We start from the raw sequence: 26,700 nt of genomic DNA on the forward strand, positions 1-26,700 counted from the left end.
TGAGAGTAATGGGGTTTATTGAGATAATAAAGCGAAGAAAGGAAAGGGTTAGAAATAGCCAAAAGAAAGAGACAAAGGAATATATTTGCGCGCAGGAAAAAATTTATATATCTATTGATGATAATCTAAATTATTTAAGAGAGGTACTCAATGATAATGATGATATTGTTATAAGAGAATTTTTTGCAGCTGATATAAAATGTGCAACTGTGTTTATCGATGGGCTTGTTAATAGAGAAATTATAGACAGAGATGTGATAAAGCATCTTATGGTAGAGGTACAATTATTTGATAAAAATATTTCTCAGAATGAAGCCTACAGTAAGATACTAAATACCCTTCTTGCTACATCTGATATTAAAGAGGTAACAAGTTTTAAAGATGCTATTTTAGACCTTTTATGTGGAGAGACGCTTCTATTTATTGACAAATCTGACAAAATAATTAGAATTTCAACACGTAATTTTCCAAATAGAGGAATTCAACAACCAATATCTGAAAATGCAGTAAGAGGACCTCGAGATAGTTTTAATGAGGTTGTGAGATTTTCGACAGCTCTTATCCGAAGAAGAGTAAGGGATACAAGGCTTAGGGTAAAGAATTTAAAACTGGGAAGAAGGTCGAAAACTGATGTGTATCTTATATATGTAGATGACATTGTGGACAGGGACATTTTAAATGAGGTAAACCAAAGACTTTCAAAAATTGATATTGATGCAATAATGGAGTCTGGCATGATAGAACAACTTATAGAAGATGACATATTTTGCTTATTCCCAACAATTCAACACACAGAAAGAGTTGATACAGCAGTTGCTGCTCTTTATGAAGGAAGGATTGTAATTTTAACTGACAATACAAACTTAGCACTTATTGTTCCCGCGACATTTGCTACATTTATACAACATTCTGAGGATTACTATGAAAGATGGCATATTGCAACAGTTATACGAATTTTAAGGGTTTTTGCAGCAGTATTAGCCATGACATTACAAGGGTTTTATATATCGATATCCTCATTTACCCCAAGTATGATACCACCTGACTTAGGTCTGTTTATTGCAGCCACAAGAGAAGGTGTGCCAATACCAGTATTTTTAGAAGCACTTTTTTTGGAGTTTATGCTTGAACTTCTAAGAGAAGCAGGCTTGAGACTTCCAGGACCAATAGGACAGACAATAGGCATTGTAGGTGGGCTTATAATAGGTCAAGCTGCTGTGCAAGCAGGAATTATTTCGCCTATAATGGTCATACTTGTTGCAACAACTGCAATTGCATCGTTTGCTATCCCGGCATATAATTTTTCTATTTCCCTAAGGCTTTTTAAATTTGTTTATATTCTTGTCTGCGCCGCTTTGGGACTTTATGGATTCATACTATTGAGCTTAATAATTATTGGTAATTTAGTAAAAACAAAAAGTTTTGGAATTCCATATTTATCACCTTTTGTCTCATTTGAGATTTTGGATTACAAGGACGCTATTGTAAGACTTCCAACAAGATATCTTTGGTCAAGACCAATATTTGCCTCAACTCAGCAAAAAATAAGGATGCTTTATGAAAGAACCCCAGATTATGCATCGGCAGGTGAAGATAAAAGATGATAATAAACGACAATGACAAAATTTCCAGTTTCCAGTGTTTTGTGTTGTTGGTATCTGTCATGATAGGAATTGGTATAATGTTTATGCCTGCGTCTGTTGCAAAAGCATCAGAACAAAATGGATGGTTTGTTGTGGTGCTTGGTGGAATATTATCTTTTTTAGTTTTTCTTCTAATATTTAGAGTTACTATGATAAACCCTGATTTGACTATTATTGAACTTTTAAATAAAGCGTTTGGGAAGATTTTAGGAACTGTACTTTCATTTATATATGTAGTTTACTTTGTAATATTTTCTGCTTTTGAAACAAGGCTTATTGCAGAGACAGCCAAGGAATTTTTATTTACACTCACACCGAATGAAGTTTTGATTATTTCATTTCTTTTTACTTGTGCTTATATTTCAAGATATGGAATAGAAGTAATTGCACGCATGTGTGAAGTTTTAATGCCGGGGATTGTGCTTATAATTATTGTTTTGAGCTTTTTTGTATACCAAAGACTTGACTTTTCAAATCTTCTTCCTGTTTTAAACATTCCTTTTACAAAACTTATTAAGGGTATTGGTACAACAATTTTTAGCTTTCTTGGTTTTGAAGTATTTTTATTTTTTATGCCATATGTGAGGCGAAAGGACAAGCTAATCAAGAGTGCTTTTTTTGGATTTCTTGTTACGATTTTGCTCTACGAGGTTATAGTAATCTTTGCGACAGCTGATTTTGGTTCAAAAGTAGTACAAACCATGGTATGGCCGACACTAAATCTTTTTAGAGATGTGACAGTTTTGGAAATAGTTATTGAAAGACCTGAAAGTATTGTTGTTTCCTTATGGATGATTACAACCTACACCACAGAGATTATATTTTTAATGACAACAGGGTTGATTTTGGCAAGAATTTTTAACACGAAAGAACATAATTTCTTTGTATTCATTCAGCTGCCATTTATTTATATATTATCATTGATACCACAAAATATAGCAGAGACACAAAAATTTATGGATTATTTTAGCTACTTTTTTGCATTTTTTGTTGTATTGTTATTACCTTTAATAACTCTCATTACTCTCTTAATCAAAAAGAAGGTGAAAAAATATGAAACATAGCAAAAAAGTAGTATTAGGTACTTTAATTATTTTTTCAATACTTTTTTTGTCAGGTTGCTGGGATAGGGTTGAGATAGAAGACAGAGGTTACATTCTTGCACTTGGTGTTGACAAATATGACCCAAGTGATTTGAACAAGTACGAAACAAGTGAATATATTAATCTTGACAGAAACACTCAAAAATTTTCTCCAGAACAAAAAAAGCCAGATATAAAGACTAACCAGAAGGGTATTGACCCGCAAACAAAAAGAAAGGTAAAACCCCCTCTTCCAAGTAGTAAAAATCAATACAAGTTTGCAGTGACAGTACTTTTCCCAAACCTCAGAACTATAGGAAAGGATTCAAAGCCAGATGAACAAATGAGATTTTTATTTGTAAGACCTACAAATAATGTTGTTGGAATTAGAAACTATCTTGAGAGAGAGATAAACAAAAGGCTATATTATGGATATTTAAAAGTGGTTGTTTTTGGGAAAGACCTTGCTAAAGACCCTGCACTTGTAAGAGAGGCTTTAGATGGACTTAATAGAGAAAGTGATATTCCACAGAACACATTTTTACTTGTTTCTGAAACAACAGCAAGGGATATCCTTAATACCATGCCACTTGTCCAACCTGTAACTGGTATTCATCTTTTTGAGATATCAAAAAGCGCTTCAATTTATGGTAGGGTTATTGATACCCCATTGAGTCAAGTTGTAAATAGTTTTATAAATTCAAACTGTGCAGTTATCTCAAGAGTAGAGCCTGGAATTGAAACATTGAAAATAGCTGGTGCCGCTGTATTTAAAAACTTTAAATTTGTAGGGTGGATGGATGAAAAGCAGCTTCAAGTCTATAAGCTTCTGATGGGAAAAGCTAAGCATACATTTATTGACGATTTAAAATACAAATCTTCCTATATTCCGTTTGTGACAACAGAGATACAGGTAAAGAAAAAAATAAAGAAAAATAAAGGTAAATTATGGATTATATATAACTTAAGGATAGAAGGAGAAGTTACTGAATTTGTTTTCAAAAGTGATTATAAAGTTTTGGATGATCCTATGAGAAGGTATATACAAACTGAACTGAATAGAATAATAAAACAAAGGTCACAACAACTATGTTATATGTTAAATGTAAAATACAATGCAGATGTATTGGCAATAGGTGATTTCATATCTAAACACAGACCAAAAGAATGGGAAAAGCTAAAGAAAAACTGGGATACTGAGCTAAAGAAAATTAAAATAGAAGTCATACCGGATGTGAGACTTCGAAGAAGTGGAACAGTATTTTAATTTTTGTGTATAAAAAGTGTTTTTAGAGTAAATGCTAAAAATAGAAATAAAACTGAGAGAGGTAAAAATATATGTCAAAAAGATTTTTCTTTTCTAAACATTATATTTTGCCTACAATTTTTTCGATAATAATATTTACAATAATTTATGGATATTTGAGCTTTGAACAAATTGATGGTTTACAAAGAAATCTATCAAAATCAGTTTTAAGACTTCATATCTTAGCAAACAGTAACTCAAAAGAAGACCAGAAACTAAAAATTTATGTGCGGGATAAACTTATAGAATTTTTATCAAGAAATATTGATTTTTCAAAGAGTAAATATGAGGTTATAAAAGAAATCAGTAATAAAAAGTTGCAGATTGAAGATTACATTGAGAAAGCTATAAAGGAAAGAGGAAAAAATTATGATGTGAAGGTAAGTATTCAAAGAGATCTGTTTCCAAATAGGGTTTATAGCAATTTTCTTTTTCCCTCTGGCATATATGACTGTGTTAGAGTTTTTATAGGCGATGGTAAAGGAAAGAACTGGTGGTGTGTTATATTTCCGCCTCTTTGCATAGTAGACGAGGCAAAGTTAGAGCTTCCAACTGAGGCTAAAAAAGAGCTCAAAAGTTCACTTTCCAGAAAAGAGTATTTGATTGCAACAAGTTATGGAAGCATAGATAAGATGCCTGTAAAGCTGAGACTCAAAATATATGAGATTTTAAAAACAAAATTTTACAAAGAGGCATGGTTTAAACGAATCTTTAGAAGTATATAGAATTCAGATTACAGTATTATATAGTATTTCGGAAAGCTCTTTTGGCAAAGCTTTTTGTAAGCTTGCTGAAGGAGCTTTTTATTTTTTGACATTTAGAGTATTTAAAAAATATAGTATTTTTTGATATACTTAATAACGTAATAATCAAAAATCTCAAAGTAATAGGAGGAAGATTTAATGAACTTGAAAGAGAAATTCAGACATGTTTTGAACTTTCCCAAAGAGGGTATAGATTTTATTGACATAACAACAGTTTTGCAGGACAAGGACGCGTTCAAATACGCTATAGACTCTTTAGTAAATTTGGTTAAAGACCTTGACTTTGAACTTATTGTTGGACCAGAATCGAGAGGTTTTATATTTGGAGCACCTGTTGCGTATGTGCTGAACAAAGGGCTTGTTCTTGTTAGAAAAAAAGGTAAACTTCCTTACAAAACAGTCTCTGTTGAATATGAGCTTGAATATGGAAAAGATGTACTTGAGATGCACATTGATGCTATAAAACCTGGTCAGAAGGTTGTGATAATTGACGACCTTTTGGCAACAGGAGGCACAACACTTTCAAATATAAAGCTTGTTGAGAAACTTGGTGGTGAGGTTGTGGGTATTGCATACCTTGTTGAACTCACATACTTGGGTGGAAGAGAGAATTTAAAAGGATACGACGTCAGGTCTGTTGTACAGTTTGAATCTTCTTTGATATAAAACAAGTGGACCTAAATAGAGGTCCATCGAGGTGAATTTAGATTTGAGCGACAAGTTAAATGAGCTTATAGAAAGGGTAAAAAAGTATGCATCAGAAGAAGATATAAATCTTATTAAAAAAGCATTTGAATTTGCACAAAAGCATCATGATGGACAGTCAAGAAACTCTGGCGAACCATATATATTGCATCCTCTTGAGGTTGCATTAATTTTAGCAGATTTAGAACTTGATATTCCATCAATTGTTGCAGGACTGTTGCATGATGTTGTGGAGGATACTTCTGCGTCTTTAGAAGATGTAGAGAGAGAGTTTGGAAAGGAAATAGCTGAGCTTGTGGATGGTGTCACAAAACTTGGCAAACTTGAATTTACCAGTAAACTTGAGAGACAGGTAGAAAACTATCGAAAAATGCTCATTGCGATGGCGAAGGATATAAGGGTGATTTTGATAAAACTTGCAGATAGGCTCCACAATATGCGAACCTTAAAGTATCTTCCACCTGAAAAACAGAGACAAAAAGCTCAGGAAACAATTGACATATATGCTCCGCTTGCTCATAGGCTTGGAATTTCAAAAATAAAGTGGGAGCTTGAAGATTTGTCACTGCGCTATCTTGACCCTGAGGGATATTATGACCTTGTTGAAAAGATTGCAAAAAAGAGGGTAGAAAGAGAAGAGTATATAAAGAGGATTATTTCGCTTATCTCAGAAAAACTTAAAGAGGCAAATATTGAGGTTGGTCAGATAGACGGACGACCGAAGCATTTTTACAGCATCTATCGTAAAATGAAAGAGCAAGGTAAAACTTTAGAGGAGATTTATGACCTTTTTGCTATTAGAATCATTGTAAATTCAGTAAAAGATTGTTATGGAGTTCTGGGAATAATTCATACATTGTTCAAACCCATGCCTGGCAGGTTTAAAGACTACATTGCAATGCCAAAACCGAACATGTACCAGTCACTTCACACAACCGTGATAGGACCTGAAGGTGAGCCTTTTGAAGTACAGATAAGAACATTTGATATGCATAGGACAGCCGAGTATGGTATTGCTGCTCACTGGAAGTACAAAGAAGGAAGAATTAAATCAACTGATGAAGATGAGAAGTTTGCTTGGCTTAGAGAACTTCTGGAGTGGCAGAAAGAGCTCAAAGATGCAAAAGAGTTTATGGAGTCGTTAAAAATAAACCTGTTTTCTGATGAGGTTTTTGTATTTACTCCGAAAGGCGATGTTATAAGTCTACCACAGGGTTCAACGCCGATAGACTTTGCATATGCAATTCACAGTGAGATAGGCAACAAGATGGCAGGTGCAAAAGTAAACGGCAAACTTGTTCCCATTGATTATGAGCTTAAAAATGGTGATATTGTTGAGATTATTACATCACCCAATGTCCATGGTCCAAGCCAGGACTGGCTCAAGATTGTCAAAAGTCCTCAGGCAAAGAGCAAAATAAACGCATGGTTTAAAAAAGAGAGAAAAGAAGAGAATATTCAAAAAGGCAAAGATATATTGGAAAAGGAACTCAAAAAACTCAACCTTCCTTTACAATTTGCTCTAAAAGAGGATGTGCTGCAGACGGTTTCGCAAAGATATGGCTATAGAACCCCTGAGGACATGTTTGCTGCACTTGGGTATGGTGGTATTACAGCTACTAAAATAGCACTGAGGATAAAAGAAGAGATAAAAAAATACATTAAAGAAGATGAGCAAAAAGAATTTCAGATTGAAAAGCCAAAACCTGCGAAAACTTCTTCAAATAACGGAATACTTGTAAAAGGTGTTGAAAATGTTCTTGTGAGGTTTGCAAAATGTTGTAACCCGGTACCTGGCGATAAAGTTATAGGATACATCACAAGGGGAAGAGGCGTTTCAATCCACAGGCGTGACTGTCCAAATGTTGAACAGTATTTAAAAGAGCCAGAGAGGATTGTTGAGGCTGAGTGGAACGTTACGAAAGATGCAAAGTTTGACGCTACAATCAACGTTCTTGCAAATGATAGGACAGGAATACTTATGGATATCACAAACTTGCTTGGTGAGAACAAGATTTCGGTTAAGGCTATCCAGGGAAGGACCACACGAGATAGGATTGCCAATATCAATCTTACTGTTGAAATAAGTTCAACAGAGCAGCTTGAGAAGATTATAAGAAAGCTGAGGAAGATTGACAGTGTATTTGAGGTCCAGCGTGTAAAAGGAGGCTAAAAGACATTGAGAGCTGTCGTTCAAAGAGTAAAGGAAGCTTTTGTAATAGTTGACGGCAAAGAGGTTGGAAGAATTCAAAGAGGTCTTTGTTTGCTTGTTGGGGTTGCACAGGATGACACAGAAGAGGATGCTGATTATCTTTGTGAAAAGGTTGCAAACCTTAGAATATTTGAGGATGAAACCTCGAAGTTTAACCTTTCTTTGATGGATATAGGTGGTGAAGTTTTAGTTATCTCAAACTTTACAGTAATGGGCGATGCAAGAAAGGGAAGAAGACCAAATTTCATGTTTGCAGCAGAAAAAGAAAAGGCAGAGAGGTTGTATAACTATTTTGTTGAAAAGCTCAAACAGAAAGTACGAAAGGTTGAATGTGGAGTTTTTCAAGCACACATGGAGGTAAGTATATTAAATGACGGGCCTGTGACAGTTTTACTCGACAGTAAGAAGATTTTCTGATCAGATTTTTTGAAAAAGTAGAGGGGGTAAAAATTTGATGTTTTTTAAATGCATTGAGGTTGGGGATGTGGTGACAAACTGTTATGTATTTGGAAAAAAAGAGGTTGTCATTATTGACCCGGGAGATGATGCAACAAAAATTGAAAACATTATTGTTGAAAATGACCTTATTCCACGAGCTATACTTTTGACGCATGGACATTTTGACCATTTTTTGGGCTGCTGCTATCTGAAGCAGAGGTTTAAGCTTCCAGTTTACGCGCACCGAGAAGAAAAAGAAGTATTGTTAAATCCAGTATATAACCTTTCGTACCTTATTGGTTCGGAGATAAAGATGATATGTGATGGATATTTTGAAGACGGAGATGTGTTTGAATTTACTGATTTTTCATTGAAAGTATTACATACACCTGGACACACACCTGGTTCGAGCTGTTTTTTGTCTGATAATATTTTGTTTTCAGGGGACACGTTATTTAAAGACTCATATGGCAGGGCTGATCTTCCGCTTGGGAATCAAGATATGATATATAAGTCAATAAAAGAAAAGCTATTGACTCTTCCAAGGAATACAAAAGTTTATCCAGGTCACGGTGTGCCAACAACCATTAGTGATGAGCTGAAAAACTTTTAATAAATACATTTTTAACTTATAGCACAAAATAATGCTATAAGTTTTTTATTTTTATTGTGCGAATATTGTGCGAAAAATCATTTTTTACAAAAGGGGTAGAGCACAATTTGAAAATAACATATTTTTCTAACAGTCAAAAGTTTTTATATGATTTTCAGCATATAATAAGGGCATTTTACCCTGGTGCGGAGGTAAAATTTGGTCATGGCGGAGACATTCATCTTGAGGCGTATTTTGAAGAAATGAGAGTATTTTTAAAACTCCAAACACGGGATAAAACAATTCAAAAAGATTTTATTCTTGTGTATGATGAACACGAGTCAAAGAGGATATTTGGAAGAAACCTTTATGACCTTTTAAGACAGGAGACAAAAAAAGATCTTCCATGGGGGATCTTAACAGGAATAAGACCCACAAAGATTGTCTACCCCTTGTTGGAACAGGGATTGAAAGAGGAAGAGATATACAAGTTCCTGCAAGAAGGATATTATATTTCTGATAAAAAATCAAAGCTTCTTTTAAGGGTTGCAAGGAATGAAATTAACATTTTGAATAAACTTGAGCCTTCTTCAGCTTGTTTGTACATAGGTATTCCAATATGCCCGACTAAGTGTCTTTACTGTTCTTTTTCATGCCACGAGATGACAAGGCAGATAAAAAGTTTATTAGGAATGTATACAGATAGCATTATCTGTGAACTTGAAAAGACATATCAGAAAATAGATGAAAATAAAAATAGAATTGTTGCAATCTATTTTGGCGGTGGAAGTCCTGCAGTGTTAGGGATAGAAAATATAAAAAAGATTTTCACAAATCTGTTTGATAACCTTGAAAAAAACTGTATTCAAGAGATTACATTTGAAGCAGGAAGACCCGATACAATTAGCGAAGATTTATTGGAGTATTTAGCTGAGCTTAATCGATATTTAAATATCAGGCTTTGTATAAACCCTCAAACTTCGAATGACAACACTTTGAAAATAATAGGCAGGAATCACACATTTGAGGACATAAAAAAGGCATTTGCATTGACGCAGGAATATGGTTTTAATAATATAAACAGTGATGTGATTTTAGGGCTTCCTGGTGAGAATGAAAATGATTATAAAAAGACAATTGATGATGTTTTAAAACTTTCACCTGCTTCAATTACCGTTCACACACTTTCAATAAAAAGGGCAAGCCTTTTGAGATTCAAATGGAATGAATATAAATTTATGGATGAAGAGACTGTAAACAACCTTCTTGACTGGACACAATATGTTTTAGAAGAACACGGTTATATCCCATATTACATGTATAGGCAGAAAAATATGATAGGAAATTTTGAGAATGTTGGATACTGCAAAAGGGGATTTGAAGGGCTTTACAATGTGATGATAATGCAGGAAAAACATAATATCTATGCATGTGGCGCAAAAGCTGTGTCAAAGTTTGTGTATGAAGGAGACAGGATAGAAAGAGTTTTTAATCCTGCTGACATAAAGCTTTACATTTCAAGGATTCTGAATGTTGATATTTGAAAAAAGGGGAGTGACTTTTTGCTTTCCCAACAGCTTTTAAAAAGCTGCAGAATATGTCCGCGCGAATGTGGTGTAAATCGTATTGAAGGTGAGAGTGGTTTTTGTAAAATTGCAGGTGGTATAAAGGTTGCCAAAGCTTTTTTGCATTTTTGGGAAGAACCATGTATCTCGGGCAAAAACGGGTCTGGCACAGTATTTTTTTCTGGGTGCAATATGGGCTGTGTATTTTGCCAAAATTACGAGATAAGCCAGATGAGGTTTGGAGCATTCATAGATGTAAATAAACTTGCTACTATCTTTTTAAACCTTCAGGCAAAAAGTGCTCATAATATTAACCTTGTGACGCCAACCATTTATGTTCCATATATAATTGAGGCAATTGATATTGCAAGGAAAAATGGTCTTAGAGTTCCCATTGTGTACAACACATCTTCGTATGAAAAACCAGAGACCATAGAGCTCTTGAAAGGATATGTGGATATATTCTTGCCAGACCTTAAATATTTTGATGATGAAATTGCCCAAAAATACTCCAATGCTCCTCAGTATTTTGAATTTGCCTCAAAGTCAATATTAAAAATGTTTGAACTTGTTGGAGATGTTGTAATAGAAAATGGTATAATGAAAAGAGGTGTTATAATTCGCCATTTGGTACTTCCAATGCACGCAAATGATTCTATAAAGGTTTTGAGCTGGATTAAGGATAACTTGAAAGGCAAAGTTATGCTGAGCCTTATGAGCCAGTATTATCCAATGTACAAAGCAAAGGAATTCAAAGAAATTTCAAGAAGGATTACAACAAGAGAATATCAGAAGGTTGTCAACTTTGCGCTCGAAAATGGTCTTGACTATGGATACATTCAGGACAAAGAAGTGGCAACAGACAAATACATCTCCGAATTTGACTTAGAAGACATATGAAAATTACAAGAGAGGAAGGGCACTTAAAAATGATAAAGACACTTATTGTGTTTGGGACAAGACCTGAGGCAATAAAAATGGCACCGCTTGTAAAAGAATTACAGGAAGATTCTAATTTTGATGTTAAAGTATGTGTCACAGCACAGCACAGACAGATGCTTGACCAGGTACTTGAGATTTTTGATATAAAGCCTGATTATGACCTTGACATAATGAAATACAACCAAAGCTTATTTTCTATAACTTCTGATGTGCTTTTGAGATTTGAAAAGGTTTTGGAGAAAGAAAGACCAGACATTGTGCTTGTCCATGGCGACACAACAACCACATTTGCATCAGCACTTGCAAGTTTTTATTTTAAAACAAAGGTAGGACATGTTGAGGCGGGTTTGAGAACATATAACAAATATTCACCTTTTCCAGAAGAGATGAACAGAAAGCTCACGGCAGCGCTGTGCGACCTTCATTTTGCCCCCACAAAAAAGGCGAAGTTAAATTTGATGGCAGAAGGTGTAAAAGAAGAAACCATCTTTGTAACAGGTAACACAGTGATTGATGCACTCAAAATTACTGTTAAGTCAGATTATGTTTTCAAGGAAGAAAGCCTAAACAATATAGAGTTTTCAAAAAGGATAATTCTACTCACTGCCCACAGAAGAGAAAACTTTGGGAAACCGCTTGAGAATATTTTTGAGGCTGTCCTGACAATTGCAAATGAGTTTGACGATGTAGTTTTTGTATATCCTGTACATCTAAATCCTAATGTCAAAAATGTTGCTCACAAGATTTTAAAAGATAATCCAAGGATAAAATTGATTAATCCGATTGATGTTGATGATATGCACAATCTCATTGCAAGAAGTTATTTGGTTTTAACAGACTCTGGTGGGCTTCAGGAAGAAGCACCGTCTTTGGGGAAACCCGTAGTTGTTCTGCGCGACACAACAGAAAGACCAGAAGCTGTTTTAGCAAACACAGTTGTAGTTGCAGGGACACAGAAAGAAAGGATAATTCAGATTGTTACAAAACTCTTAACAGATGAAGAAGAGTATCTTAAGATGGCAAAAGCTATAAACCCTTATGGTGATGGAAATGCCTCAAAAAGAATAAAAGAAGCACTTTTATTTTATTTTGGGAAAAGCAGTAAAAAACCTGAGGAATTTTGTGGAAGCGATAAGTTTGTGTAAGAAATGTGCTTTAAAAATGGCAATTTGTTGCCGATTATATCTTTGAAAAACACAAATTCTAAGTGTGTTTTAAGGTGGGATAAAAAATGTTTAAAAACATAAAAAGAGTGGTTTCTATTTTAATTTTGATTTCATTTTTATTTTCCAACTTTAACATTCAATCATTTTCACAAACCCTTTCAACATCTTTGAATATAACTGTGCAAAGAGATAATAGTGGAGTTTATAAAATAACAAGAAATTCTATTTCTATAATATGGAATCCCATTGAAGATGCAGTATTATATGAAGTTTACGCTGCATTTTCAAATTCCCAGGTAGATTTTCAAACGGTAACCCAGAATACATACTGCGATATAACAGGGCTCAAAAGCGCCACAGTGTATAAAATAACTGTAGTTGCCAAAAATGAAGATGAACAGATTATAACTTCGCAATCAATTTATGTTATAACAGAGTTTAAACTTTATGCTCAGCCAGAACCAGACCCAGAAAAAGAAGAGGATGTACCTCTTGGCTCAGGCGGTGAACATCCAAAACTTTTAATAACCTTTAACAAAATCAATGTATCGGATGATTTTCAACCAGACATTGGATTTAGGGGTTACAACATTTTTGTAGGAAAAAGCCAAACAGCATCAGATGCTAATCAGTATTATGTTGATAATAATACAAATGAAATTTACAAGTATCAAAAGGAAAACAATATTACAATTCCTATAAAGCTTTATAAAGAAGGTGTTCAGCAATTTGCGCAGGAAATCAACCAAACAGTAAATATGACTGTTTATGACAAGTATGACGGAATTGACACATATGAACTTGTGCCAGGTACGATGTATTACATTCTTATGAATCCGAAAATGGATAGTACAAAAGTGATTTACAAGCCTCTTACAAACATTGCATGTCCTACGCTTATGCAGGTCAGTGCTGCAAAGATAGGTGAGATAGAAAAAGATGGGAAGACTTTAGCTTTAGTAAGAGTTCAGTGGCGAGGTGTTGACCCTGGAAACTACAAACAAGATGAGATAAGATATCGTGCATATTATGCGACAAGCGCGAATGAGCTTCCGAGGGACAACCTTCCACCACAAAACATATTTGCAACAACCTCATATAACCAGAACGAAGCATACATTCCTGGTCTTTCTATGACCACAAAATACTATTACATAAGAGTAGAAGCCATTTTTGCAGATGGTACACGAATTCCTTCTGCTCTCATAAAAGTTTCTGTTACAGAGCTTGGTGATATTCCACCAACACCTAAAAACTGCAGAGCTGAAACTATTTCACAGACAGAGATTGAGGTTTCGTTTGATAAACCAGTTTCAGACGACTCAAGTTATGTATATCAGATTTGGATTTCAACAGAATATAAAGATGTTCTTGATGCAAGTGGAAATCCTACTGTGTACAAGCTTGTGTACACTACTTCTTCATATGACCCAAACACAGATGGTTTTTTGCCAAGTGATTTAATTTTAGATGGCACAAGGTATAGATATAAAATATCAAATCTTCTACCAAATACAGTTTACTATTTCAAGATTAGAATAATAAATACTACTAACCAGAAAAAGTCTGATTTTTCACTTATATTTGTTGGGACAACAAAACCTGTTGCCATTTTAAACGTGCCACCTGTTGATGACAATTTTGTAAGACAAATTGTGACTTCTGAGACAGGTATAAGAATTTATGTGTATCAGGACGACCTGTTATCAAGAGTTCATCAAGCTGTAGTGGATTATGTGTCGCAATCAGCTTATTTTTCTGGGAATCTTACAGTCTCCGAAAAGGTATACTATCAGGTATATGTTTGTGAGTCATCTTGGGACGAAAAGAATGTGAAGATTTATTTTGAGCTGCCATCAGAGAATATTTCAAATTACATTGATATATCAAACCTCAAAAGTAATACTCCTTATTATATCAGATTTAAAGTAAGAGTTTATCTTGACAAAGACTATCTTTCAGAATTTAGTAAGGCATATGTTGCTTTAACAAAACCTCAACAGGTGCCACCTACTATTTCACAGCCAGAGATTCCTAAAAATTTCATGATTGCACCTGAGGATGATGCTGTAACACAAACCTCTGTTAAACTCAGATGGGATACAAAACCGGGTCAGTCATATGTCATTTTGCAAACTTCAAAACCTTTAGATAGCAATAACCTCAGTATAGACGAGGTCAAGGATTACTTTGTTAAAATACTCAGGCAAAAGGTTGAAATCTACAGGCAGGTATCTGATTCAGCTTTTGTGGTTGAACAGGTTGTGTATGACGTATATTCGCAAAACTCGCCTGTTGGTGCAAAGATATATATTGATGTCACAACTCCGGTGACATTTAAAAACCTTGCTCCAAACACACTATACTATTTTTCTATAAAAGCTATAGAAAATGGCAGAGAGTCGCTTTGGGGAAGCATTGCCGTGACAACATCATCAATTGAAAAGCCTGAAAATTTGATGATAATATCAAGAGATTCGAGTGGACATGGACTAACAATTCAATGGAATGGCAATCCAAATTATGGTTATCAGATTTTTATAAGACAAGAAAATACCACTGTGTATAGTTTGGTATATTCTGGTTCGATTTCGCCAGTTTCTATAGTGTCGTCAAAAGTTGCTGTATATAAATATTACATTGGTAATTTAAGCTCCAATACATTGTATTATATCAGAGTAAGAAGCATTCATATTCCAAGTGGAAAGGTTTCAATTTTTGCAGAGGTTTTAGCGAGAACAGTTTTTAACCAGAGCGACTTTGAAAATCAGCAGCAAAAGCTCAAAGAAGAAGAACAAAACAGAATAAGGGATATTCAAAATCAGAAACAGGTTACTATTGTACTTGAAAATAGTTCTGATAAGTACTATCTTTATATCAATGACCAAAACGCATTGGATGAAATTCAGCGAATCAATTCGAACGAGTTTGTTATAGACTTTACAAAAGCTCTTTATTCTTCTGCTAAAGGGCAGGTTTTGTTTTCATACAAGGTAGCAGATGCGCTTGAGAAGTTGCAGAAGAATTTTGTTTTGAGATACAAAAGTAGTATGTTAAAACTTCCACCGGGTGCTTTGAATGTTTCTGAAATTGAAAATATTTCAAAAAGATATGGAATTGACAAAGGATTGGTGATGATTTTAATAGAACTTTCTTCAGTTTCTGTTTTGCCACCTTCATATGGGTATGACATTGACTCTGATGTGATGACATTTAAGGTAACTGCCAGATATTACCAAAATGATGAACAAGTTGTATCAAGCTTTGCAAAACCTGTGAATATTACATTGAAGCTTGCAAGTTTGTCTGGTCAAGCAAACCAAACAAGGGCTGTATATGATTTTTCGAATAGCAGCTTTGTAACCAGTTTTTCAACTGACAGTCTTTCAAACAGTATAACTTTTAATGTTGAAAAGCCTGGCACATTTGGAGTGCTGAAAACTCAGACTGTGTCAAGTTACACTCTCAGCAAGTACAAAGATGATATAGCATATGTTGTTCAAAAATACAACTTAAATGAACTTTACAATGACTTTAATAAGAACCTTTCACAGGATTATGCAACCAAACTTATAACAAGAGTATTTGGTATTGATGTTGATAAAGTCAGAAACGGGAATCTGACAAGGCAAGAAGCGATATATATCCTGGCGAGGGTGTATGAACAGAAGACATCATCTTCGATTGACAACGTTGTTATTACAAAGTCAACAAGCTTTGTGCCCGATGGGAGGTACAAAAAGTTTATCCTTGCTATGATGTCGCTTGGGATTGTAGATAACGATTTTGACCCTTATGAGACAATAAAGCTTGATGAGTTTGTTCACTATATAGTTAATCTTGAAAAGATTTTGAAATATTAAAAAATGGGTGAGTGACAAGATGAAATCCATCGCAATTAAAGTAGTTTCGATTTTCCTTTTAATATCTTTTTTGATTGCTTTGGTTCCCCAAAATCTAATAGCACAGCCTGCAATTGTTCTTCCTGCACCTCAGGGTTTGAATATAGCAGTTGTAAATAATCTTCCGAGGATGGAAGTAGCTCAGGATGGAACTATAACACTTTATTTTTCTTGGCAATACAGTTATTCTGACTTTGATTACTTTGAGCTGTATCTTGGTGATGACCCTACAAGATTTCCTTATGGATATACCATATACAAAAACGACCCAAACCTCACAGGCTCAAACGGGAGCTATACCTATAAGGTTCAAAGTCTTCCAAACGGGCAAAAGATTCCAAGCGGGACAATTTTTTATGCCAAGATAAGAAGTGTGAGGGTTTTGCAGGAGCAGACGGGAAGTGTTGTTTATTACTCTTCATATTCAAACACTATTATGTTTTTGACACCTATCTTTGTTGAATGTTATACAAATGCTGAAGATGCCATTGACATAGTCTGGGACGATGTTTACTATTCTGGCAAGAGAATAGATTATGACATATATTTATCAAAGGACATAAGTTTTACAACACCAACAAAGTATCAGATTGATGGTGACAGGATAACCCTTCTTCAAAGCCAAAAACCGGGTGGAAGAGTTGAAATTCTGCCGGGCAGGAAACTCAAATATACAGCAGCAGGACTTTCGCCAAGCAGCCTTTACTATGTAAAAGTTTTACCGAGAAATTTGCCTCAAGAGGTAATCTGGCGTGACCCACAGACATACACACCACCAAATATTAGGGTAATTGGTGAGGCGGCAACATACATTCAGGCAGAGGCTCAGAGGATTGCTGACAATGTTGTGTGGCTCAGATGGGCAAAAGTGTCAATAGCTGAGAATGACTATGAGATTTACAAAGGTAGCAAAGACCAGATACCTACTTTGATTGGTACGGTTTCGGCAAACGAGTTTTTTGCTGTTGTGAGCTTAACAGACGATGTATTTTTCAGGATACAGGTTGATGTCTTTGATAGTTTCGGCAGAAAGGTGTCTATCAGGTCAAAAGACCTGTATGTTCATCCATATACACTGCCTTTTGCACCACCTGCAGCAGAAAATTTAACAGCTTTCCCAAAATCTCAAGATACAATCTCTTTGCGGTTCAAAATACCAACCGACAAAGAGGTTGTGTATGATTTTTATTACAAAAAGTATTCGGATAGCAATGCTGATTTTTCTCTCTATGTATCCAATTATCAGATGAAAAGTTCTGATGAGGAAAAGGATGAGAACAATCTTCCCACAGGATATTATAGGTTTGACATCACAGGTCTTGAAAAAAACACTGTTTATGTTTTGAAGGTTGTGGTGAAGAAGAGGTTTTATGATTATGAACAGGGGACATACATTTACAAGGAATCAACCCCTGCTTTGACAATTTCATATACACTGTCAGGCGACATAACTCCGCCAACCACTCCAACCCTTTTGTCTGTTGTGTATACAACTTACGACTCTGTAATTTTGTCATGGCAGCCTATAAATATTGCAGGTGTCCAGCCACCGACTGTGGACAGGAGCATCTTTTATGAGGTCAACTATGCAGTGTACCAGGATGGAATGGATATTACTAATCCAGAAAATCTTGATATAACAGGTTTTCAAAAGATAATACTTTCTGACTATCAGGTAGATCAAACGGGCAAGATAGTTTTCAGGGTAAGCAGTCTTTTGCCAAACACAAGGTATGTATTTTTTGTAAGAGCGGTGAGAAAGATTGACAGTAGCGTTTATTATTCACTACCATCTAATGTTGTAATGGCAACAACGCTAATAAAGTATAAAGTGCCGCTGCCTCCTACTGTTCCAGTTGTTGAAAATTTGAACGTTGTGACAACAACGTATAACTCTGCCCTGCTTTCATGGAGCTACATAGAGAATGTATATTTTGAAATTCAGGTATCAGAAGACATCAAAAACGCAAATGCCTGGCAGGTTGTATCTGACAGTTTTAAACCATCTATAAAAGAGGTTGATTACACCACCGGCCTTTGTTATTTCACAGTTCAAAACTTGAAACCTGATACTCTTTACTATTTTAGGGTAAGAGCATATATAATCAAAGACAATCAGAAAGTGTATTCAGAGTTTAGCAGTCCTGTTTTTGCCAGGACACAAAAGGTACCACCTCCAAAAACACCAATTGCTTTTGGTATAAAAGAGTATGGAAAGGATTATGCCATTTTTGTTTGGGAGATTGCCGAGACAGGAAGAAAATATGTCATAGAGATAGCTGACAATATTTCATTTTCAAACTCCCAGAAATACACAACCGACACAGATGCGACAGAGTATAAAGTAACAGGCTTGAAACCCAACACAAGGTACTGGGCAAGACTTTTTGCTATAGCTTCTGACGGTCAGCTATCCCAGTCAACTGAAATTATCTCTTTTGTAACCAAAAAGGATGTGAGCGAGTACACAGGTGTGTTTGATACTGTACAGGACACAACTCCGCCATTTGTGACAGTAGAGGACCCTGCAAGTGGCAGGATGATAATAGAGATTACCTATAGATATGTCAATGAGTCTTTGGACTCAAAGCCTGTTTTAATTGATTTTACAAAGAGAACAAGTTCATCTATTTTTCAGTTTGTGATAAAAATAAGATACGATGTTTTAAAAGCACTTGTTAAGCTCAATAAAGATTGCTTTGTCACATTAGATGGAGCGTCTTCGCAGTTCAATTTTGCTTCCATCGACAGTAGCGACATAAATAAACTGACAGTGTCTGGCGTATCACCCTCAAGTATTTATACTGAACTGATATTTATAAGAGCATCTGACAAATATAACGTTAAAGATGCTATCTCTGAAGTGTATGATATCAGATACACAGCTTCAAGCCTGACAAAGCAGATTGGAATATCATATTTTCCAATGCCAATTAAAATTTCACTCATAAACAGAGAGCCGTGGTCTGCTGCGATACCATATGTTTTTGATTTGACCTCTCTTTCTTGGAAAGAACCAGAAAACGCTGTGTTTGCAAGTGACAATAAAAGTGTGACCTTTAATTTGCAAACACCTCAGGCAGTTGTGATTGTAAGAAAAGGCTTTTACAGAGATATAATTTCAAGCAGCTATGCAACAAAACTTTACAATCTTTTTAAGACTATTGCCAGCGATGATACAAGCGATACAATAGGAATAAAAAACGCTGTGTCAAAACAGGAACTTGCCTCTTTTTTGGTATATTTTGCAGAGAAGAAGAGACTCTACAGGTTTGAGATAATTGATGAGTATATTAAAAAAGCGTACAAGGCAGGACTAATTGAAAATACTCAGGACAATTCTTTTCTGACAAAAGAAGCTGCTGTAGATATGATAGTAAAGTTTTATGAGATTTACACTGGCAATGAAATCTCAGCAGACAATGTTACATGGACAAAACTTTCTGCCAGCGACAAATATATTTTGTCATTGAAAAAAGCATACAAGATGGGTTGGCTTTTTGATTATGTTACCTTCAATCCCAAAGAAACAGCCACAAGAGAATATGTTTTAGCCTTTTTCTATTACGTTGTTTCAAGTATGTAATAAAAAATATTGTTGACAAGAAGGTGATAAAGCAAGATGAAAGGTTTTCAAAAAGCTCTAATTTGTTTGATTTTAGCGGCAGTCATTTTATGGCAACAAAAAATTTTTGCAGCAGATGTATTTTGTAGGGTTGAATACTACGTTAATGGAACGAACAATATGCAAGTTGTGCTATATTCAAAGACAAACAAGAGCTACTATGTAAAGGGATTTACAAGAGATTCAGATAGACAGCTAACAGTTTATTTTTCTGACAAAAAAACTTTTTCGTCTGAGTCAAATTCGGTTTTGATTCCGCAGAGCATGTTTATCCTGCCGGTTAGAGTAATTCTTATGCCTTCTGATGGTTCTTTGCTGTTTAGTGACATTAAAAATTCACCATACAAAGACCATATTTTATATCTTGCAAGTATTGGAAAGATTGATGGATATAAAGATGGTACTTTTAGACCGAAAAATATTGTTACCCGTCAGGAGTTTGTAAAGTTTTTTGTAAATGTATTTGATATAAAAATAGAAAAGAACATCAAAAAGTATTCTTTTTCAGATATTCAAAACTGCTGGGCAAAATCTGAGATAGAAACTCTTTATAAGATGGGAATTATCACAGGGATAAAAGATAAACAAAATAGGCTCGTTTTCAAGCCAAACGATGGAGTTACGTATGAGCAGGCATTTGCAATTTTGGCAAGGTATCTTAAACTTAAATCTACCTCAAAAAATGATTATAAGTCGTGGGCGAATCAGTATATAAATGCTTTTGTGGACAATCGACTTATAAATGCCGACGAGATAAAAGGTTTAAAATTAAATAGTTTTGCAACAAGAGAGTGGGTTGCATACATTTTGAGCAAGGCTGTATTTAAATAGAAACAGTAACTTTGCATAATTTTGATATTGATAAAATTCAAAATAGATGTATAATTATTAAGGTATGTTTATAAATTAAATCAACGAAAGGGGATATTTATAAATGTATAAAAAAGCCTTAGCATTGGTTTTATTAATAGCTCTTTTCATTCCGTTTCTAAGCGGATGTGCTTCAAATGACCAAAACATGACAACCTTAGAAAAGATAAAAAAGACCAAAGAGTTTGTTGTTGGTATGGACAACACATTTCCACCAATGGAATTTACTGATGATAACAACAACACAGTGGGATTTGATGTAGACTTAGCAAACGAAATAGCAAAAAAGCTTGGTGCAAAGCTAAAGATTGTTGCTGTTGACTGGAGTGGAATCCAGAGCGCATTAAAATCCAAAAAGTTTGATGCAATTATTTCATGCTTTAGTATAACAGATGAGAGAAAGAAAGCTTTCAATTTAGCAGGGCCATATCTTTACATTCGTCAGGTTATTGCTGTGAAAAAGGGTGACAGCTCCATCAAAAATTTTGAAGATTTAAAAGGGATTAAGATAGGCGTTCAAGCAAACACAACAGGTGACAATGCTGTTCAAAAGATGAAGTTTATAAACTATGAAAAGGATGTCACACGATACGAAAGAATAACTGATGCTTTCAACGACCTTGACATTGGGAGAATAAAAGCAGTTGTGATAGACAGTGTTGTTGCTTACTATTATAAAAAACAAAATCCTGAAAAGTTTGACATAGCACCTGCACAGCTTGAAAGAGAACCTGTGGGAATAGCTTTAAGAAAAGAGGACAAGGACCTGTACAATGAAATCCAAAAGATTTTAGACCAGTTAAAAAAGGACGGGACTATTGCGAAAATATCTGAAAAATGGTTTGGAGAAGACATAACAAAATAAAATAGAGGTGGCATGAATTGACCGAAATAGTCATAATAAAATACTTTCCTGTTCTTTTGAAAGCAAGCGTTGTTACAATTGAACTTACTGCGATTGCAGTTACAATTGGGCTTGTGTTTGGACTGGTTGCAGCTCTTTTTAGAATTTCTAAAATAAAGCTTTTGAATTATATTGGCAGCTTTTATGTATGGCTTTTCAGAGGTACACCACTGCTTTTGCAGATATTCTTTATTTACTATGGTCTTCCCAAAATTGTTCCTGCTCTGACACTGCCAGCGTTTTTAGCTGGTGCAATTGCTCTGATTATAAATTCTGGTGCTTACACTGCAGAGATAATAAGAGCAGCAATTCTGTCAATTGACAGAGGGCAATATGAAGCTGCAAAGGCTCTTGGTATGACATACCTTCAGACCATGAGATATGTAATTGTTCCTCAAACATACAAGAGATTGATACCACCAATTGGCAATGAGTTTATTGCGCTTTTGAAAGACTCTTCACTTGTGTCAACAATAGGAATGGTTGAGCTTATGCGCGCTGCACAATTAAAAGCGTCTGCAACAGGAAGGGACGCTGAAATTTATTTAGCTGCACTTGTGATATATTTGGCTCTTACTACAGTTTTTTCTACAATATTTAATTGGCTTGAAAAGAGGCTGGGGAAGTATGAACAACGGTAATGCAGTAAATAACAATAGTAAAAAGATAATAATTGCAAAAGAGATTGTTAAATATTTCGGGCACAATCTTGTGCTGGACAAGGTGTCCTTAGAGGTAAACAGAGGAGAGGTTGTGGTTATAATAGGTCCGTCTGGATCTGGCAAGAGCACTTTCTTGCGCTGCCTTAACCATTTAGAGAGAATCAATTCAGGGTATATTGAAATTGACGGGTTTGTCATCGAAGACAAGGGGCTGCATGAAAAACATAAAAAACATAGCTCGAAAGAGATAGCAAGATTTTGTTCACAGATAGGCATGGTATTTCAAAGATTTAACCTATTTCCTCACATGACAGCACTTGAGAACGTTATAATTGGACCTGTTGTTGTAAATAAAATGAAAAAAGAAGAAGCTGTTGAACTTGGAATGGAGCTTCTTGAAAAGGTGGGGCTTAAAGATAAGGCAGATTCATACCCTGCTCAGCTTTCTGGTGGACAGCAGCAAAGAGTTGCAATTGCCAGAGCTTTAGCTATGAAACCAAAAGTAATGCTGTTTGATGAACCGACATCTGCACTTGACCCTGAACTTGTGGGTGAGGTTTTGAATGTTATGAAAGAGCTGGCAAGGGAAGGTATGACAATGCTTGTTGTGACTCATGAGATGGGATTTGCAAGAGAGGTTGCAGATAGAGTTGTTTTTATGGATAAAGGGAAGATTGTGGAAGAAGGATTGCCTGAAGAAATTTTCACAAATCCAAAACAAGAGAGGACAAGACAGTTTTTACAAAAGATACTGTAATTATGGTTTTGTTAAAATGTTTAAAATTTGATAGAAATAATAAGAGGGCTGTCTTTTGGGTTTTAGTGGCAGCCCTTTTTAGCTTGATAGAAAAGATTTTTATACAGAAAGGAAGAAAAAACTTGAGTGGGAAACGAAAGATTTTAGCAGATGCCATTTTGCTTTTTGTTACAATGGTATGGGGAAGTTCGTTTGTACTCATGAAAAACACAGTTTTAGATATGAACCCAGTGGCATTTTTGGCTGTCAGATTTACACTTGCCTGGCTGATAGTTTTAGTAATATTCTGGAAAAATCTAAGAGGGTTGAAATTAAGGGAAGTTCTTTATGGTAGTATCATTGGATTTTTTCTATTTAGTGGGATGCTATTGCAGGTTATAGGACTAAAATATACGTATGCATCAAAATCAGCTTTTATAACTGGGCTGACTGTCATCTTGGTTCCTGTATTTGTAGCTCTGATTGAGAGAAAGATACCCAAAATTAATGTTACTGCCGGGGTAGTGTTGGCTTTTGCTGGGCTTTGGCTTTTAAGTGGTACAAAATTTTCAAATTTTAATTTTGGTGATTTTCTTACCCTTCTTGCTGACCTTGGGTTTGTGTTTCAAATTATCTTTATTGACATATTCACCGCAAAAGATAATATAAATACAATAAACATTGCAATTTTTCAGCTGATGAGCGCAGCTTTTTTATATATAATATTTTCAATGATATTTGGTCTCAACCTTACAAATATTAAAATAAATCTAATAGCTATTGTTACTATTTTGATAACAGGTATTTTAGGGACAGCGTTGGCGTTTACTGCTCAAGTGTTTGTCCAGAAATACACAACACCCACTCATACGGCACTCATTTTTTCTGCTGAGCCTGTTTTTGGTGCAATTTTTTCTGCCATAATACCGTCTGGACCAAACAACACAACTGAGATTTTACCTTTGATTTCTTATGTAGGATGTGGTTTAATCTTAATTGGGATGGTTGTAGCTGAACTGAACTTTGACAAAAATCTTGATATGGAGTTGAGTTAAAAAATGGAGATAGTTTTCTTAGGTGGTGCTAAAGAGGTTGGTGCGTCTTGTGTTTTAATAAAAGCTGGTGGCAAGAACATCTTAATTGACTCTGGTATAAGAATGAAAGAAGACAAGCTCCCAAACTTGCAACTTCTTCGCGAGCTTGGCGGTGTTGATGTTTGTCTTATTTCGCATGCTCACCTTGACCATATAGGAAGCCTTCCTCTTATTGCAAGAGAATATCCTAATATTTTCTTTTATACAAATCAGCCAACAAAGGATTTGATAAAAGTACTTTTGTATGATAGCTTGAGGATAATGGAGATTGCAGAGGATGAAATACCTATTTATGCTGAAAAGAATGTAGAAGATTTGCTTGATAGAACCCTTACCTATGGATTTAACTACACATTTGAACCCATTGAAGGAATTAAGGTAACATTTTTCCCGGCAGGCCATATCCTTGGCGCTTCCATGATATTTATTCAGACTCAAGAAGGCAGCATACTTTACACAGGCGACTTTTCAGCAGACAGACAGTTGACTGTTGACAAAGCTTCAGTTCCCAAAATTAGACCTGATGTTGTCATATGTGAATCAACCTATGGTGACAGGCTTCACACAAACAGAAATTTTGAAGAAGAAAGACTTTTTAACACAGTAGCAGAGGTTATATCACAAGGTGGAAAGGTTTTAATTCCTGCTTTTGCGATTGGAAGAGCTCAGGAGATTATTCTTATCCTCAGAAACTTTATGAAAAAAAGAAAGGTTAGTTTTAATGTTTTCATTGATGGAATGGTAAGGGAAGTTATAAGAGTTTATAGAAATAACCCTACTTATTTGTCTTCGCGATATTACAAGAGAGTGTTAAAAGGTGAAGAAATATTTTTAGCAGATAACATAAATGTTATATCTGATAAAAAACAAAGAGAGGAAATAATTTCTTCTTCAGACCCATGTGTTATAATTTCAAGCTCTGGTATGCTCACAGGTGGACCTTCTGTTTTTTATGCTGAAAAGATTGTGCAAAATCAAAATGCACTGATTGCAATAACAGGGTATCAGGACGAAGAAGCACCCGGAAGAAAACTTTTAGAGCTTGCAGAACTGCCTGAAAATGAAAGAAAGATTGATCTAAATGGCAAAGAATATGAAGTAAAGTGCAGGGTTGAAAAGTATGGGCTTTCAGCACATAGCGACAGAGATAGAATACTTGGATTTTTGGTAACGCTCAGACCAAGGACTGTCATTTTTGCACATGGCAGTGAAGATGCAATTTCGCAGATTTCGGATATGGCAGTAAAGGAGCTTGAAGCAAATATAATTGTTCCACAAAATGGTGAGATAAATTCAATTTCAATTGAAAAGCCAAGAAAGCAGCTATCATTTTTCAATGTTAAGAAACTGAACAATCCAGAACTTTTAAATGAAGAGGACTTGAAACTTTTGTGGCAGTACCTTGTAGAGAATAAACAAGAGTCAAATCATATAACTGCTGAACATGCCATTTTGATTTGGAATGGGAAAGAATTTTTAGAAAAAGAGGAAGTAAATAGAGTATTTGAACTTTTAAAGAAGTCGGTTTATTTTGAACAAAATCCCAGAAAACCCTACTTGTTTAGAATTTTATCTGCCCAAGAGGTAGAAGAAAGGTTAAAGCCAAAGCCTATGGAGCAGAACAAAATGCGAGAGCTTGCATTTGGAATGTTTTCAGAATATGGACTGTATAAGGTTGGTATGGATATTGAAAACAAAGTGGTTACATTTTACTTTCACTTTCCAGCTGTTTCAAAAAAGATTGAAGAAAAAATAAAGGAATTTGAAAAATTGACACTCTGGAAAGTTGACATAAATCCCAATATTAATCTGACATATGCTTCAGAATATGTTAAAAATCTTCTAAGAGATTATAATGTTAAGCTTTTGAAATTTTCGTATAATCCTATAATAAATGCTATTGTGGTAAGAATAAAAGAAGATTTTGAAGCAATGAAGACTATATCCGAGAAATTTTTGGAAGAAACTAGAGTTAATCTAATATTTGATGTAGAGGGCAAAAAGCAAGAGGAAATTGTAGATTTACAAAAGCCAAGGATGGAGCAAAACAAAGCACTTCTTTTGATTGACCTCTATTTTGAAAATGAAAAAGATAAAATTTACAAAAAAAGCATTAAAGAAGGTGGAAAATATATAGAACTTTCGTTTGTGACACCTTTTGTGGGTGAGAGGTATAAAGACAAGATTGAGGAACTATCAGAGAAAACTGGATGGGATATAAAAGTGTCTCAGTCAATAAATCAGGTTGAGATGATAAACATATTAAAAGAGATATTGTCAAAATATAATGTAGAGATTCAAAAAAATCCCAGTATTTATCCTTCAACAAGAGAGGTAAAGATAAAACTAAGTGAAGGGGTACAGGAAGAAATTTTAAAAAAAATATCAGATGAATTTTTTGAAAGGACGGGATTTTACATTAAAATTTAATAAATTTCTTATAGGGATATAATAGGATTGGCTTAAAATTAGAATATAAAAGGGGTTGGGAC

At 34.9% G+C, this 26,700-nt stretch carries 19 protein-coding genes; all 19 read left to right on the forward strand.

What is annotated here, in order from left to right; genetic code table 11:
* Positions 1-8: 8 nt before the first annotated feature.
* The 19 genes from CALKRO_RS03720 (at position 9) to CALKRO_RS03810 (ending at position 26,638) form a co-directional block, all read left to right on the forward strand.
* Complete coding sequence (locus CALKRO_RS03720; protein WP_041741551.1) at positions 9-1,604, forward strand: spore germination protein; 1,596 nt, start codon at positions 9-11, stop codon at positions 1,602-1,604.
* Complete coding sequence (locus CALKRO_RS03725) at positions 1,601-2,707, forward strand: GerAB/ArcD/ProY family transporter (RefSeq protein ID WP_013429773.1); 1,107 nt, start codon at positions 1,601-1,603, stop codon at positions 2,705-2,707. The genes CALKRO_RS03720 and CALKRO_RS03725 overlap by 4 nt, the downstream gene beginning before the upstream one ends.
* Positions 2,697-3,992, forward strand: a complete 1,296-nt coding sequence (locus CALKRO_RS03730; protein ID WP_013429774.1) for a Ger(x)C family spore germination protein — start codon at positions 2,697-2,699, stop codon at positions 3,990-3,992. Before CALKRO_RS03725 ends, CALKRO_RS03730 begins: the two co-directional genes overlap by 11 nt.
* 71 nt (positions 3,993-4,063) lie before the next feature.
* Positions 4,064-4,756 carry a stage II sporulation protein R gene (locus tag CALKRO_RS03735; RefSeq protein ID WP_013429775.1) on the forward strand — a complete coding sequence of 231 codons (693 nt, stop codon included), beginning with the start codon at positions 4,064-4,066 and terminating at the stop codon, positions 4,754-4,756.
* Positions 4,757-4,933: 177 nt separating this feature from the next.
* On the forward strand, positions 4,934-5,461 hold the full coding sequence (locus CALKRO_RS03740; RefSeq protein ID WP_013429776.1) for an adenine phosphoribosyltransferase: 528 nt from the start codon (positions 4,934-4,936) through the stop codon (positions 5,459-5,461).
* Between the two features lie 31 nt (positions 5,462-5,492).
* Positions 5,493-7,673 carry a RelA/SpoT family protein gene (locus CALKRO_RS03745; protein ID WP_013429777.1) on the forward strand — a complete coding sequence of 727 codons (2,181 nt, stop codon included), beginning with the start codon at positions 5,493-5,495 and terminating at the stop codon, positions 7,671-7,673.
* Positions 7,674-7,679: 6 nt separating this feature from the next.
* Positions 7,680-8,129, forward strand: a complete 450-nt coding sequence (gene dtd / locus CALKRO_RS03750) for a D-aminoacyl-tRNA deacylase (RefSeq protein ID WP_013429778.1) — start codon at positions 7,680-7,682, stop codon at positions 8,127-8,129.
* Between the two features lie 37 nt (positions 8,130-8,166).
* Entirely contained in the window at positions 8,167-8,763 is a 597-nt protein-coding gene (locus CALKRO_RS03755) for an MBL fold metallo-hydrolase (RefSeq protein WP_013429779.1), read from the forward strand.
* Positions 8,764-8,819: 56 nt separating this feature from the next.
* Positions 8,820-10,286, forward strand: a complete 1,467-nt coding sequence (locus CALKRO_RS03760) for a coproporphyrinogen III oxidase (RefSeq protein WP_083789244.1) — start codon at positions 8,820-8,822, stop codon at positions 10,284-10,286.
* Positions 10,287-10,304: 18 nt separating this feature from the next.
* Complete coding sequence (locus tag CALKRO_RS03765) at positions 10,305-11,207, forward strand: radical SAM protein (RefSeq protein WP_013429781.1); 903 nt, start codon at positions 10,305-10,307, stop codon at positions 11,205-11,207.
* Between the two features lie 29 nt (positions 11,208-11,236).
* Entirely contained in the window at positions 11,237-12,394 is a 1,158-nt protein-coding gene (gene wecB, locus CALKRO_RS03770) for a non-hydrolyzing UDP-N-acetylglucosamine 2-epimerase (protein ID WP_041741920.1), read from the forward strand.
* Positions 12,395-12,480: 86 nt separating this feature from the next.
* On the forward strand, positions 12,481-16,278 hold the full coding sequence (locus CALKRO_RS03775) for a fibronectin type III domain-containing protein (protein ID WP_013429783.1): 3,798 nt from the start codon (positions 12,481-12,483) through the stop codon (positions 16,276-16,278).
* A gap of 19 nt (positions 16,279-16,297) precedes the next feature.
* Entirely contained in the window at positions 16,298-19,903 is a 3,606-nt protein-coding gene (locus tag CALKRO_RS03780) for a fibronectin type III domain-containing protein (RefSeq protein WP_013429784.1), read from the forward strand.
* A 36-nt stretch (positions 19,904-19,939) separates the two neighbouring features.
* Positions 19,940-20,773 (forward strand): S-layer homology domain-containing protein, encoded by an 834-nt coding sequence (locus CALKRO_RS03785; RefSeq protein WP_013429785.1) that lies wholly within the window; start codon positions 19,940-19,942, stop codon positions 20,771-20,773.
* Between the two features lie 103 nt (positions 20,774-20,876).
* A complete protein-coding gene (locus tag CALKRO_RS03790) occupies positions 20,877-21,677 on the forward strand; it encodes an ABC transporter substrate-binding protein (protein WP_013429786.1) in 801 nt (266 codons plus the stop codon).
* Positions 21,678-21,694: 17 nt separating this feature from the next.
* The gene (locus tag CALKRO_RS03795) at positions 21,695-22,357 is read left to right on the forward strand and encodes an amino acid ABC transporter permease (RefSeq protein WP_013429787.1); all 663 of its coding nucleotides are present in this window, start codon (positions 21,695-21,697) and stop codon (positions 22,355-22,357) included.
* Positions 22,344-23,135, forward strand: coding sequence for an ectoine/hydroxyectoine ABC transporter ATP-binding protein EhuA (gene ehuA / locus CALKRO_RS03800; RefSeq protein WP_013429788.1), 792 nt, complete (start codon positions 22,344-22,346; stop codon positions 23,133-23,135). Before CALKRO_RS03795 ends, ehuA begins: the two co-directional genes overlap by 14 nt.
* Positions 23,136-23,257: 122 nt before the next feature.
* Positions 23,258-24,169 carry a DMT family transporter gene (locus CALKRO_RS03805; protein WP_041741923.1) on the forward strand — a complete coding sequence of 304 codons (912 nt, stop codon included), beginning with the start codon at positions 23,258-23,260 and terminating at the stop codon, positions 24,167-24,169.
* A 3-nt stretch (positions 24,170-24,172) separates the two neighbouring features.
* On the forward strand, positions 24,173-26,638 hold the full coding sequence (locus tag CALKRO_RS03810; protein ID WP_013429790.1) for an MBL fold metallo-hydrolase: 2,466 nt from the start codon (positions 24,173-24,175) through the stop codon (positions 26,636-26,638).
* Positions 26,639-26,700: the final 62 nt, after the last annotated feature.

It is taken from the genome of Caldicellulosiruptor kronotskyensis 2002, from assembly GCF_000166775.1.
In the GTDB taxonomy this organism is placed as follows: Bacteria; Bacillota; Thermoanaerobacteria; order Caldicellulosiruptorales; family Caldicellulosiruptoraceae; genus Caldicellulosiruptor; species Caldicellulosiruptor kronotskyensis.

Bases quoted from the DNA above. Each gene is read 5' to 3' on its own strand.
- CALKRO_RS03735 (WP_013429775.1), top strand. From the start codon at position 4,064: ATGTCAAAAAGATTTTTCTTTTCTAAACATTATATTTTGCCTACAATT.
- CALKRO_RS03775 (WP_013429783.1), top strand. From the start codon at position 12,481: ATGTTTAAAAACATAAAAAGAGTGGTTTCTATTTTAATTTTGATTTCA.
- CALKRO_RS03725 (WP_013429773.1), top strand. From the start codon at position 1,601: ATGATAATAAACGACAATGACAAAATTTCCAGTTTCCAGTGTTTTGTG.
- CALKRO_RS03720 (WP_041741551.1), top strand. From the start codon at position 9: ATGGGGTTTATTGAGATAATAAAGCGAAGAAAGGAAAGGGTTAGAAAT.
- CALKRO_RS03780 (WP_013429784.1), top strand. From the start codon at position 16,298: ATGAAATCCATCGCAATTAAAGTAGTTTCGATTTTCCTTTTAATATCT.
- ehuA (WP_013429788.1), top strand. From the start codon at position 22,344: ATGAACAACGGTAATGCAGTAAATAACAATAGTAAAAAGATAATAATT.
- CALKRO_RS03730 (WP_013429774.1), top strand. From the start codon at position 2,697: ATGAAACATAGCAAAAAAGTAGTATTAGGTACTTTAATTATTTTTTCA.
- CALKRO_RS03810 (WP_013429790.1), top strand. From the start codon at position 24,173: ATGGAGATAGTTTTCTTAGGTGGTGCTAAAGAGGTTGGTGCGTCTTGT.
- CALKRO_RS03740 (WP_013429776.1), top strand. From the start codon at position 4,934: ATGAACTTGAAAGAGAAATTCAGACATGTTTTGAACTTTCCCAAAGAG.
- CALKRO_RS03755 (WP_013429779.1), top strand. From the start codon at position 8,167: ATGTTTTTTAAATGCATTGAGGTTGGGGATGTGGTGACAAACTGTTAT.
- CALKRO_RS03785 (WP_013429785.1), top strand. From the start codon at position 19,940: ATGAAAGGTTTTCAAAAAGCTCTAATTTGTTTGATTTTAGCGGCAGTC.
- wecB (WP_041741920.1), top strand. From the start codon at position 11,237: ATGATAAAGACACTTATTGTGTTTGGGACAAGACCTGAGGCAATAAAA.
- CALKRO_RS03790 (WP_013429786.1), top strand. From the start codon at position 20,877: ATGTATAAAAAAGCCTTAGCATTGGTTTTATTAATAGCTCTTTTCATT.